The sequence below is a fragment of the Cedecea neteri NBRC 105707 = ATCC 33855 genome (assembly GCF_001571265.1).
Lineage (GTDB): Bacteria > Pseudomonadota > Gammaproteobacteria > Enterobacterales > Enterobacteriaceae > Cedecea > Cedecea neteri.
In genome coordinates, this window is sequence record NZ_BCTL01000085.1 from 1 (window position 1) to 12,512 (window position 12,512).

General features: G+C 48.8%; 13 protein-coding genes. 5 read left to right on the top strand and 8 right to left on the bottom strand.

The window, feature by feature from the left end; translation table 11 throughout:
- The first annotated feature begins 148 nt into the window (after positions 1 to 148).
- Positions 149 to 637, top strand: a complete 489-nt coding sequence (locus CNE01S_RS23225; protein ID WP_061278980.1) for a helix-turn-helix domain-containing protein — start codon at positions 149 to 151, stop codon at positions 635 to 637.
- A 43-nt stretch (positions 638 to 680) separates the two neighbouring features.
- Positions 681 to 1,139 (top strand): hypothetical protein, encoded by a 459-nt coding sequence (locus CNE01S_RS23230; protein WP_061278981.1) that lies wholly within the window; start codon positions 681 to 683, stop codon positions 1,137 to 1,139.
- A gap of 206 nt (positions 1,140 to 1,345) precedes the next feature.
- On the opposite strand, the gene CNE01S_RS23235 is transcribed toward CNE01S_RS23230, so the two are convergent.
- Entirely contained in the window at positions 1,346 to 1,996 is a 651-nt protein-coding gene (locus tag CNE01S_RS23235; RefSeq protein WP_061278982.1) for a hypothetical protein, read from the bottom strand.
- A 163-nt stretch (positions 1,997 to 2,159) separates the two neighbouring features.
- Positions 2,160 to 2,426 carry an autotransporter outer membrane beta-barrel domain-containing protein gene (locus CNE01S_RS24895; protein WP_072279221.1) on the bottom strand — a complete coding sequence of 89 codons (267 nt, stop codon included), beginning with the start codon at positions 2,424 to 2,426 and terminating at the stop codon, positions 2,160 to 2,162.
- Positions 2,427 to 2,952: 526 nt separating this feature from the next.
- Between CNE01S_RS24895 and CNE01S_RS23245 the strand changes: the two genes are divergently transcribed.
- The 3 genes from CNE01S_RS23245 to CNE01S_RS23255 are packed head-to-tail and all read left to right on the top strand — an operon-like array spanning position 2,953 to position 5,395.
- A complete protein-coding gene (locus tag CNE01S_RS23245; RefSeq protein ID WP_061278984.1) occupies positions 2,953 to 3,360 on the top strand; it encodes a GNAT family N-acetyltransferase in 408 nt (135 codons plus the stop codon).
- A 17-nt stretch (positions 3,361 to 3,377) separates the two neighbouring features.
- Positions 3,378 to 4,073 carry a LuxR C-terminal-related transcriptional regulator gene (locus CNE01S_RS23250; RefSeq protein ID WP_061278985.1) on the top strand — a complete coding sequence of 232 codons (696 nt, stop codon included), beginning with the start codon at positions 3,378 to 3,380 and terminating at the stop codon, positions 4,071 to 4,073.
- A gap of 17 nt (positions 4,074 to 4,090) precedes the next feature.
- Positions 4,091 to 5,395 carry a cytosine permease gene (locus CNE01S_RS23255; protein WP_061278986.1) on the top strand — a complete coding sequence of 435 codons (1,305 nt, stop codon included), beginning with the start codon at positions 4,091 to 4,093 and terminating at the stop codon, positions 5,393 to 5,395.
- 535 nt (positions 5,396 to 5,930) lie between these two features.
- Here the strand turns inward: CNE01S_RS23255 and CNE01S_RS23265 are convergent.
- The 6 genes from CNE01S_RS23265 to CNE01S_RS23290 all read right to left on the bottom strand — a co-directional run bounded on the left by CNE01S_RS23265 (position 5,931) and on the right by CNE01S_RS23290 (position 12,142).
- Positions 5,931 to 6,191 (bottom strand): hypothetical protein, encoded by a 261-nt coding sequence (locus CNE01S_RS23265; protein WP_061278988.1) that lies wholly within the window; start codon positions 6,189 to 6,191, stop codon positions 5,931 to 5,933.
- A 3-nt stretch (positions 6,192 to 6,194) separates the two neighbouring features.
- Positions 6,195 to 6,482, bottom strand: a complete 288-nt coding sequence (locus tag CNE01S_RS23270; protein ID WP_138089324.1) for a hypothetical protein — start codon at positions 6,480 to 6,482, stop codon at positions 6,195 to 6,197.
- A gap of 306 nt (positions 6,483 to 6,788) precedes the next feature.
- Complete coding sequence (locus CNE01S_RS23275; protein WP_061278990.1) at positions 6,789 to 7,466, bottom strand: DUF3223 domain-containing protein; 678 nt, start codon at positions 7,464 to 7,466, stop codon at positions 6,789 to 6,791.
- Positions 7,467 to 8,441: 975 nt separating this feature from the next.
- On the bottom strand, positions 8,442 to 10,091 hold the full coding sequence (locus tag CNE01S_RS23280; RefSeq protein ID WP_061278991.1) for a dihydroxyacetone kinase subunit DhaK: 1,650 nt from the start codon (positions 10,089 to 10,091) through the stop codon (positions 8,442 to 8,444).
- Positions 10,092 to 10,122: 31 nt separating this feature from the next.
- Positions 10,123 to 11,223, bottom strand: a complete 1,101-nt coding sequence (locus CNE01S_RS23285) for a glycerol dehydrogenase (protein ID WP_061278992.1) — start codon at positions 11,221 to 11,223, stop codon at positions 10,123 to 10,125.
- Between the two features lie 469 nt (positions 11,224 to 11,692).
- Positions 11,693 to 12,142, bottom strand: coding sequence for a hypothetical protein (locus tag CNE01S_RS23290; protein ID WP_061278993.1), 450 nt, complete (start codon positions 12,140 to 12,142; stop codon positions 11,693 to 11,695).
- Between the last annotated feature and the right edge of the window lie 370 nt (positions 12,143 to 12,512).

Below are 12,512 nucleotides of genomic sequence, written 5' to 3' on the forward strand. Positions count from 1 at the left end.
GCAGTGTTTGAATCTGCAAAGGGAAACTGTCTGCAATTTATACAAACAGGGTATATCTAAAATTAGAGAAATAAAGGCATAAAATAACTAATTTTAGATAATCTCTGCAATTGCTATTCTATTCATATGGTTACATGCCTGGTGTGTGATGATTAAGAGCAATTTTAGTGTCAGACTTGCCGAGCTGCTCACTATGACAGGGGATTCCATGCGCGATTTAGCGCAGAAATGTGATATCCCTTATTCCACTATTCGGGGCTATGTTGCGGGTGACTCTGTGCCTAATGGCATTGAGCAGGTACAAAAAATAGCCCGGGCAACGGGCCTAAGCTCAGCCTGGCTGTTAGGGGAAGATGTAAGTCAGACTGATGATGAGTGCTGTATAAAAAGAGACCTGCAGTTAATGATGACTCTGGCCGAGTTTTTGTCGGACGCCCAGCGAAGTATCGTTATCAAACAAATGTTAAATGCATTGCTGCAGCAGGTTGAAAATGCAAGGGGCTCTGATGGGCGCGAGGTGATGTCTTTACCTGTGCCGGTTATCGAGCTTGCCTTGGAACTGAATAAGTTATCAGTGGATAAACAAAGAGCCATTCGTAGGGAGTACCTTCTTGATGAGAAAGGGCTGGGGGATTAGCTCGAGTTAATCCAGAGCAGAGTATAGTGGTAGAAACTGTGGCATGGAGAAGGAATGTTCAAGCCTGGATTATCTTCACCTTACGACAAATGCCAAATTTACCAATGATAAGCCGCTGTTCCATAATGACTACCACAACCGAATTGCTAAATGGATGGATACAGACAGCCTAAACGAGGCTCGTAAGGCAATGTGCAAACGGCGAGTCTATCAACACGAGAAATGCTTATGTCCTGGTGCGCGCCTGTGCAGAAAGGTGCAGCGAATCACACGGTGTTTTCCACTTCCTCATCGTTCCCTGTGGAACCGCACACTCAACCAGAATCCCGGTATTTATATGATGCAGGCGATTGTTGAGACTCGCCTGAAGAAATTCAATGACAATCGGGCAATAATCCTGCGCATCATCTGGCATTCTGCGATCTGGTGGCGCTTGCACTGGCCCGACTGGGGGGCCGAAAACTGCTTCATCCGGAGTGGGGCCCCCGATATTGCCCTCTAACTTGAGCGAGACCGCAGGCAGGGCACGGCTGCTGGCATGCGTCAGAAATTAAATCATGGATTCCGACAGATGACTAAATCTGGCCGGAGCAAATCAGAATCCGTGGTCGAATTAAATCGGAAAGTGCGATCGGACTGCATCGGAATCAATGATCGGTTTGGGTCGGAATATGCAGTCGCAGGCACTGGCCGACAGATAACCCCGCGCTACCCAGTTTCACTCTCCGTCACCGCACCGACTGGCTGGCTGGTCATTGAGGCCAAGGCGGGGGCCGCCGGAGACCATAAGCTATCATTAACCTGCACATTCACCGATAACCCGGCGTCATAGCAGATCTGATACCACTCAGCCACTTGCACAGCATCACCATTCAGCCAGGCCTGACCGCTGTTTTTACTCGACAGAGCGAGGCTAACGGATCCGTCCACTCGAATAATGAACGTTGCTCGATTAGCAGTGTATGGTCTCCCTCTGATATACACCTCAATATCCAGTGTCTCTCTTCCGGGAGGACGAAATGGCAGAACCCGGCATTCCTCTTGTTGACGTCGTTCCTTTTCCGCCGTATATGCCTCTTCCTGTAACCGTGCCGCCACCGTCCTCCCTGCATCAGTCAGTTTAAGAAACAGCTGGCGAGTCCGGGATCGCTGAAGACTGATAAGCCCCAGGCTTTCCAGCGAATGACAGGAATAATGTATATTGACTTCCCCAACCGTTCGTCCGATGTTTCGTAAGGACATAGGGTCTGAAGAAAAGGACTCAGTTTTTAGAATCAAAGGCAGAATTTTTTTCTGAATTCGGGATAGCTGCCGCTTCTTTTTCATACCTATCTGCGCCCCTCTGTTGATTGTTTGCATCACCTGTTTTGAGCGTTAGTTCGAAAAATGACCAGAACATCGGGTTCAACGCTCCAGTTGGCCCTGCGGAGTGCACAGGGCCGATCGGATGATTTCTGTGGTTGATTAAAATGAGTACTTAATGCCCACCATGGCCGCCGTGTTGCTGTACTCTGTCTCCCAGTTACTGCCTCACGTTTCCCCACAGCGCTGTCTGGCGGATCAACTGGCCTTCTGCACCGAGTTTTACTTCCCCGACATTGACAGCCCCGGCCTGCTCCAGCGATACGCCATTCATCACCACGCCATTACGCTTCGTGTTATGCAGCCAGTTGACTTTCACGAACGGCTGGAAATTTCGGTCTTTTCCGCTATCCATCTGATTATGCCCTAGCAGGAAGGCCCTGGCACCCTGGCGGGTCTGGACGTTGTTCTCGCCCTCAGCGCTCACCCTCGTGCCGTCGCCTCGGTCATATCACCGGATTTCACCCCCATCCAGGCCATATCTCCTGGCGTTGCGACCAGAAATTGAGGAGGTATTAGTAAAAGCAAATAAGGTGTTTCCAGGCTGATTATTTTAGAGAAAAAACCTTTTTTGCAGTGATATTCGCTTCCGTTTCTGAATAATGCCAAAAAAGTTTCTAAATTATCTCGGTGCTTTGCTTTTAAGGTACGCTGATGAAAATGCTGGGCCAGAGCTAAAATAGCTCTGAAAGACAGATTCGACTGGTGACAGGGAGGGATGGCGCAATACGCAGACAAGATTAGTAGCGGGATATGAGCCAGGTTACTGTCAGCCTGCTTTTATCCAGCATATTCTAAATCCCATTTCTGATACTGCACCACTGTTTAGTTCAGCTAAATCACTAGTTAGAGAATGTTCTGAATATTCTGCCAAAAAAAGGCATGGGGTTGGTTGTTTTGAGATTTTTGTCACCTAATAGCTTCTGTAAATCCGCCTTTAACAGGGAATTTTTATGAATATTCATTTTAGCGATCGTCCTGATGAAAAAACGAAGCACCTCATCATCGATAACCTCTGGACACATAATGAAGCCTGGGCTCCGGTGGATATACGTCCTTTCATGTTGTCCATTTATAATGGCGATATGCTTTCAGGGGGACTGGTCGCCCAGACGTGGTGGGGAGCGCTGGAAATACAGTATCTCTGGGTAGCAGAAGAAGAACGCCGGAAGGGATACGGCAGGGCCCTTATGTTAAGGGCGGAAATGGAAGCCCGGAAGCGGGGATGCCACATGACTTACGTGGACACCTTCAGTTTCCAGGCTCGCGGGTTTTACGAGAAGTTGGGTTACCGTGAATACGGCAAACTGGATGGTTATGCCAGAAAGTTCAGCCGGCATTACCTGTCCAAAGAACTGTAGCCGGTGGTCTGTGCGAAATGAGTAAGGTTCTGCCTTCTGACTCTGGTTCGGATATTTCTCTTTTAGTCAGCATGCTGGAACATCTGGATGAACCCTGGGGGCTCAAACTCCCGGATTCACGTCATCTTTACATGAATGCTGCAGCCCTGAGCTATACGCTGACACCGTCAAATTTTGACTTTGAAGGAAAGTATGATGCGGAGTTTCCGGCCTGCTGGGCTGAGTTGTCTGCTGACTTAATCGAGCATGACCGCGTGACCGGGCTATCGCGGAAAAAAGTGACGGTAATTGAAACCGATTACTGGTACGGGCAGGGCCATCTGTTACCGTTCATTAGTGAAAAAACGCCTGTATTTAGCGCGACAGGCGAGCTGGTGTGCATTGTGTGGAATGCAAAACCGCTGACCTCTCTCTCCCCGCTGAGTTTTATCTCCAAAACTAAACCAGGCATTCTGACAACTGAGGTTACCGGCCAGGGCAATTTCACCGCAGCGGAACACGATATTATTTTTTTGTTACTCCAGCGATTCTCCATTAAAGAAATTGCCAGAGTTTATAACCTGAGTGCCCGGACAATCGGTAACAGGGTGCAGGAAATATATTACAAAGCTGATGTGCATTCCCGTGAACAATTTGTTGAATACTGCCGCCATACAGCTCTGAACAGTTATATCCCCCCAAGTCTTCTGAATAAAAGCATTGTGTTCATTTAATATAAGGTGTTTTTCCAATGTTAAAATTTGATGATTTTCCCCTGAGCCGGGTACCAGCGGACAGAAAAGCGTCTTTTCTGAGCGTTGCCATCGTTCATATGGGAATGATAACCGCACTGGACCAGTTCATGATGGGGGCCGTGCTGGGTAATTCGATGACGCTGTCGGCAGCGTTGGTAGCGATTGCTGCAGGAGGACTATTATTCGGGCTCGTCACCTGGGGGCTGGGTCTGGCGGGGATGCGGGAGGGGATTTCCGGCAGTCTGCTGGCACGCTGGTGCGGCTTCGGGCGCAACGGTTCTGTGCTCATCGGTCTGGTGGTTGCGGTGAGCCTTCTCGGATGGTTTGGCGTTCAGAACGCGATTTTTGCCCGCTCGTTGAATGCGGCCCTGCATGGTCGTCCGGGTTTTCCCCTTGCTGCCTCGGCATCAGGCCTGTTTCTGACTTTTCTGGTGGCTTTTGGCTTTCGGGCACTGAAAATTGCGGCGCGGATTGCGGTTCCGCTTTTTGTTTCGTTGATTGCCTTTATTTCATACCACACCTTAAAAGACCATACGATTACAGAAATCCTGTTGATGCCGCCCACCGGGCATCGGTTATCCATTAGTGCCGGTACTACTATTGTTGTTGGTGGAGCCATTGTCGCCAGCCTGATCACCCCGGACTTAACACGGTATTCCAGAAATTCGCGCCAGGTATTCGGTATTACCCTGTTAACGGTTGTTTCCGGTGAAGTCGTTGTCAACGGGCTCGCTATTCTGATATCACGCGTGTCAGGCACTTCCGACATTGTGGCCATTATGTCACAGGGGGCCGGTAATATCGGGCTCCTGATTGTGGTGTTTTCAACCTTACGTATCAATGATATCAATCTCTATTCTTCGACGCTGGGCATTGCCAATGTGGTTGAGGGACTCACCGGTATCAGACTGCGATATACACCCACCACGATAGTCATAGGAATACTGGGAACCACGCTGTCCGTCCTGGGTATTCTGGATATGTTCGTGGATTTTCTGACACTGCTGGGGGTTATATTTCCGCCCGTTATTGGGGTGATGTTAATGGATTACTACGTCCTGAAAACACACCGGGAAACGCTTCGCGAAAGCAATACCCGTAACACCCTGCCTGATTTCACCCCGGACACAGGCTGGATGGCCATTATCGCAAGTCTGGCGGGTTGTGTTGTAGGCCTCGAATATACCCGGGGAGTGCCTGCCATAAACTCGATTGCCGTCGCCTGTATTGTTTACATCATGGAAAGCTGGCTCTGGAAAGCCTGTAATAAACGACAACGCTTGTCCAGATTGCCTGATTAGCCATGATGGGTGTTTCCCTCAAGGCTGTAACCTGGTCTCTGGCGACAGATAACCCCGCACTCAGGCTCCCACTTTCCTCACTTGTTGCTGGCTGAACCCGGCTTCATTTTTGTCACTACGCCAACGGATTGCCCGTCAGGCCCAAAGCGGGGCTGACGGAAACCCGTACTGCCACGTACGTTTCGCTGCGGGTGAGACTCAGCCAGCCACGCCGTACCTTTTTTCGGGACACGGACGGGCCGCGATATCGGCAAAGATATCTTCCCGGATACCTTTCTTCATTGGGCGCAGTTGCTGCCCCTCAAACAACGCCGACCAGGTCTGACTGAAGAGGCTGACGGCCTGCTCTGCCGACATCAGCCGGGGAGGGCGACCATGTGGACACCCGGGACTGGCTGGCGCGGATACCGGAGATACGCTGCCTCCGGCCCGGCAGCCAGTATCACCGTGCGGCGGGTAGGCATTACTGACGAAGTATCGCCGGTCTCCGGCGTCACGGTTTTTCGCTTCAGGGACAGAACCGGGCGGTCATGGCTCATTTCTGACTCCTTTCGTTCTGCAGCGCAGACGGGCTGACGATGCGGTCTATCATGGGGAGCAGAACTGCCGCGACACAGGCCCGCTGTGACGGTAAAATCTGCGCATCGGCCTTCAGCGTGGCCAGCAAATCCTGCACATCCTGTTTCCAGGCCCGGCACAACTGCAGCAGCTCAGGGGTCCCGTCGACATCGCCGCTTTTCCGACAGCGCTGCCAGTCCTGCTCCAGCTCCGCCCCCCGCGTGAGTGTACTGTTCACCCATTATCTGTAGCGGTCGCTGAACACCGGCATGTCATCGTATGACCGGGAAGTTTTGCTCTGCACTGCCAGCCAGGCGGCCTCCGTCATCACCGCAAGGGCACGAAACCCCGGAAACTCAGCGGCCAGTTCCGACAGTTGCCCGTCAGAGACTTCTGTCCAGATGCGATGCAATACCGGCATCTGCCCGGCCATATGCTCCAGGATATCCACTGGCCTTCTCACACCATGGGAGGCCAGATACAACATCTGTTCGTCAATGGCCTGCACACTCTTTCTGCATTCATTCATGTCCATACCTGTATTTCCCTGTCATTTTGCGGGTCGTGTATCACACTCCGGTTGCAAACTTACCGCTGAATATTCGTCCCTGCCTTACCGCAGCAAAAAATCACCCACCTGCAGCTCCGTTTTATCATAAGATGGAAAATAGGGAGAATGAGTTGACCAAAATTCAGAATCTGGCACACCACCCGGAACTATCATGCTCAGTGTATTATTTTGCCTGATAGCGCGGCTCTTTGCCGTTCCTGCTCGATCTCTGCAAGCCGCTCAACAACGTAGACAGGTGTTCAAATACCCCTGCTGGCCAAATTATCAATATGATGCTCTGCCACTTTTTTCAATATTATATTTTATTAATGTTGGTTGAAGTATGGCTGTTTTTTTATGATAATAATAAAACTCCTTGATTATGTTTTCATCAATGAGTTTTAAATATTCACCAGAACCACAAGTTTCTAACTGAATTAATGAGTAATTATATTCATGAAGAAAATTTAAAACCAGCTCCCAAAATGGAATGCGATGATCGATATGGATTTCATCATGATGATGTATAGGCAAACCAGATATTGCACAGTTTAAAGGCAACTTTAAACTTTTTCTAAAATCAATCATTTGTTGTCTAATAGAAAAACGAAGGGCCTCAACGGACTTTGAGCGTTGAGTCTGTTTTTGACCATTGATACAAGTTTTGTATGAAAAACGTTCCTTCGTATTGTCATATCGTAATATTTCAAAACCCTTACCTGACCCCAATTCATTAGATGTTACTAAAAATTTTTTGACGCCTGCGCCTATTTTATACTTTGCCTTAGGGTGCATTAACAAAAGGTAATGCAGCTTTTGAATAGTTTCAGGATGGCTTACCTCTCCATCATTAGTCCTGGCAAGATAATTTTGAATGCTCGCTATCAACACTTTTTTACTGGAGTAACAATATTCACCCAATTGGAAAATAGAGTTTTTTTCATATGAAGCCTCCTCAACCATTGGTAAATGATACAATCAAACATTGTAGGCTCATTGATCTGTGCCCCATTGAATAAAACGGTCATGTTAATACATTGGCGGATCCGTTGAATGTTTTTCGCATAAAGAAAAATATGACATTACTATTTCTCACTCACCTACATCAGTGTTTTCAGTAAGTAAATACTAATATTCTTTCTGATATCCTGGCTGTACGCTTGAGTTATAGGCATTCATACATCCCCAACTTTAAATTAATATATCATGAGAAACTTCTCAAAAAATACTTCGATATCTATAACGGAGTTGTTAGCGGGCTTTACAGCCCACGAACATAGGGATGCACCTTGACCGCAGCTTCACTTTACCCATTCCGACTGCAGTGTTTGTTTGCGACTTATGGTCTGGTAGCGCTAAGAGAGGATTGATGCTATTTATCAATGCAATAATCGACAGCATTGTGCTTTAGTGCCTCTAACCAGTGTGTACCTATTAGAAATTTAATAAATATCTCGATGCCAAATATTAAGTAAGGTCTGAAGAAATTGCCCAGTTGGCACAATTACCTCCGGGCAGGCAGCGACTCTTGCGCTCTGAGATGAATGTAATAATGTCGGTAACAGCATATCAGAGCCCTTGTGCACTGATTGTAACACCTGAAGCACTACAGAGCAGGTATTGCTTCGCATATTTAGCGGTGTGGCGGGGAATTCGGTATCAGTTACAAGGCCCTGTAGGAGTCAAGCTGCAAAATCACAGCGAAAAAAGGATCCCATGTGGATCCTTTTTAATAATTACATCATCAGAATCCCTTAGCGTGAGTTTTCGTCCCACTGAGCATAAGGAAATAAAAATCTAATACTAACAATGCATTACATTATAAACGTGCGTTTTCGTTTCATTGGCCCTCAAACCCCGTAACTGCCAGCTTAGGTCTGAGCGAGTGCTTTTTACAGCCACCTGAAACTAGTAACGCACTGAATTTACTGACCATATTCAAGATAGTCTTTTATTCAGCTCCGCAAAGACAAGCTCAACTGCATATGCCCCCGGATCCTTCACACCATCGAGATTATCGCTGGTGAGGTAGGATGACCGCCCGGCTTTAGCTTTAGCCATTGAGCAGGTACTCTCAGCACCGGTATGCGCTGCTCTGGCGACCTCAGATAATCGCCCCCCCTGAATGATACAGGAGAAGGCCGGGCTGAGTGCATCAACCATGGTACGGTCACCAATATTTGCCCCACCATAGTACTGCATACGGCTCAGGCCGTAACTAATTGATTCCCCCAAAGTTTTTCCTTCGGCCATTTTTTGCCCACTGGCGTTGAACATAATAGACATCAGTACGCCGCTGGAACCCCCCATGGCAGTGGCCAGATGCTCTCCGACAGCAATCATCAGATCGTCGGGTTTATCAAGAGGAAGCAGACCGCTTTCCAGGGCTGACAGTATCCGTCGGGCTCCACCCGCGAAGGTGGAACCCGTATCACCATCACCGACCAGCACGTCCAGTGCATTCAGTTCAGACTCAGCTCTGATTAACGTCTTGCAGATCGTTGCCAGCACACTCTGGGTTATCTCATTCCTGGAAGGGACAAAGCGATGTTCCGGAATTCGGTTTGCTGCCACTACCCTTTCAGGTTTATGGGGCCTGACCAGTGCTGGCCACCCAGCCACGTCCACTGGCGCCAGCAGTGCTTCGCGCAGGGCATCCGTCAGTGAAATGACCGACAGAGAAAAGCCTTTCATGTCCAGCGCGCTGACGACCGTTGCCGGTCCAGCCAGCAGTTCAATGTCACCGGCCAGTGATGAACGAAGCACTTCGCGCGTCAGCAGTGACATTTCTAGCGCGGAAAAACCACCCAGGTTGTTTATCAGCAGCGCTTTGCTGCTGCATTTATCAGCTGCACTCAGTAGCTTGTCCACCATCAGGCTGACCAGCTCCCCCCCGGACTGGAATTGCAGTGTCTCTACGCCAGGTTCACCGTGGATCCCCATGCCCAGTTCGCAGGTGCCGTTCTGTACACGATCCCCACGATTTTCTCCCGGAATATTACAGCTGGAGAAGGCTACGCCGATACTTGCCACTTTAGTGATCGCATCCTGTGCCGCTGCGGTGACCTCTTCAAGCGTTTTCCCCTGTTCGGCGACGAAACCCGCAATCTTATGCACCAGTGCCGTTCCCGCCACGCCACGCGGCTGTGGATTGTCCGGTAGGGAAATGTCGTCACGCACCATGACCAGCTCCACACGGTAGCCAAGTTTGCGCGCTTTCTCCGCCGCCAGGCCGAAGTTAAGACGATCGCCGGTATAGTTTTTGACGATAAGCAGACAGCCCGAATCGCCGGTGACGTTAATGATGGCACTCAGCACCGCATCAACACTTGGCGAGGCAAAAACGTCGCCACAGACGGCCGCGGTAAGCATACCTCTGCCGACAAAACCCGCGTGTGCTGGTTCATGGCCTGCGCCTCCGCCGGAAATAATCGCAACATTGCGCTTATCCCAGTCCCGACGAACCACTATGCGGATATCCCGTCCGGCATCAAGCATTGCCAGATTATTGAAAGGGCAGGTGCATAACATACCTTCCAGCGCTTCACTGACCAGGTCTGCCTTCTGATTCATAAAAAACTGACTCATAACATTACCTTTGTTTTCTCTAAACAGGAGGTTATTTTTGCGCTGTCAGGCCCAGTTTCTGACGTCCCAGTTGGTCGGCGATAATCAGGGCACTGTATACGTTTTCGGTGGTGATACTGAATGGCATATTGAAAATGGTTTCTCCCTCGCTGCAGCTTTTGCCTGCCACGAGGCGCATTTTTTTCTGCACATCTTCGGTCACGCCGAGCTGCTCAAGACATACTGGCAGACCAACGGAGACACAGAAATCCAACACCTCGTCAATCTGTGCATTGCTGCTGTTCTGCAACACCAGCTGTGCCAGTGTGCCAAATGCCACTTTTTCTCCGTGGAAGAAACGGCGGCAGTCATCAAGCAGGGTCAGACCGTTATGGATGGCATGTGCTGCAGCAAGCCCACTACTTTCAAAGCCAATGCCACTGAGATAAGTGTTGGCTTCAATGATACGTTCCAGTGATCGGCAGGAGACTTTTTGCTCCACCGATATTTTTGCCTTTTTGCCTTCCTGCAGTAGCGTGTCATAGCATAAACGAGCTAGTGTCAGCGCTGCGCGAGTGGTTTGCCCACCAAACATATTAGTGGAACGGGATTCATAACACGCCTGCGCTTCGAACCAGGTAGAAAGCGCATCTCCCATACCGCTCACCAGCAGGCGAGCCGGGGCATTGGCAATAATGGTACTGTCAACAACCACCATGTCCGGGTTGGAATGAGAGAACAGATACTGGTCGAACTCTCCATCTTCGGTGTAGATAACCGAATGAGCACTCGTTGGTGCATCAGTGGAAGCAACGGTCGGCAGCATGACCGATCGCAGGTTCTGGTAAAAGGCTACCGCTTTGGCTGTGTCGAAGACTTTTCCACCGCCAAAACCAATTATCCCCTCACACTGGTGGCGTTCAGCCAGCGCGGAGATACGCTGAATCTCTTGGTGAGAGCACTCCCCTTTAAATAACTCTGTATGGAAATGCAGTTCGTCAGTACCCTGAGCAGAAAAGCGGTGCAGATGCTGTTGCATCACCGGATCTGCAAGGACTAACCAGCGTGAACCTAATGGTTTGATATAGCCGTTCAGGGAGGACAGTGCGTCTGGCCCCTGGATATATTTACCTGGTGACTGTATTGTTCTCATAAATAATCCTTTTAAGGTTTTAAGGAATGAAGGAGACAACTGAAGTAAAATAAAAAAAACGCAGGTGATAATTGATACAAAACAAATTATCAGGCAGGCCCTGTAGATAAATGCCAAAAATGAGATGTTAGTGCGAATCTGGAATTCCAGACGGTTTTCGAGCGGGACTACGTTCCACGAATACCCGCCCGGCCAATATTACGATCGATATATGGCAGGAAGCTGAAGCCGGACTGTTCTCTGTTAGTTAAGGTCAGTTTGGAGACAGGGGATTATTGTACTATAAGAGGGTTATTCCCGTGACCTGACTACACAGGCTGAGTAGGTACACCAGATGCCAGTAGATACATTATTCATTGATATAAAAGGGACCATACAGGCTTCTGCAGGCGAGCCGGATCAAAGTTGGGGTCAGGTAATATCAAAAAAAGCAGAATATTACCCGGCCTCGTCTTGATACGACAGTACCCTATTTATTGATGGTGGTAATTAGCACGGTTGATTTTTTACACTGATTATCTCCGCAAACAGAGGAAAACCATATTTGCCCGTTGCCAATCATTACGCCCTGAGCGTTGATAAGCAGATCTTTATACTGCTGGGTATTAACTACTTTCACCAGAGCAGGGGTAAAAATGGAACCGTATAATTTGATAAGCTGTTGCGGCGTTTTTATTTTAATCTTTTTACCATCAATATTAACTTTAATGGGGTAAGAAATCAGTTTCGCTACTTCTACTTTATTTTCGCTGATGAGCTGTGTTTGCAGGTTATCGAGAAAATTATGATATTCCTGGTGTGTATTGAAAAGTTGATCGAGCCTTGCATTCACTTCCTGCTCACTGGTTGCTGTAGATAAACTACTCCAGCAAACCATTGCCGCCAGCAGCACCGATGTGCCCAGATGTTTAAGCTTCATAAAGTACCTCTTTTTCCTTAATACCCATTTAAAATGAGCGCTTAACGGCGTTTGCTGCTCTGCAGCTCCCTAAACCCTGATTCCTGAAATGGAAAGACTACCATTGCAACGCTTGTCCCTGATGACCGCGCGGGTGTTTTTCAGATAATAACTTTCTGATGCCCTCGCGGGGGCATCAGAAAGTGGTGGTACAGGTTGCGTCTCCGAGCATAAGAGTGCCGCGAAGCGGTAAATATCCCGCTTAGACGCCCCATTCTCTTTTAGAGAACCTCTTGCATATGGAGTATGTTACCTGAAAACGAACTTCCGTTCCTCGCTCATAGCGGCCGTTGTTAAGTCCATACGGCATTGATTATTGAGAAGGGGGGGT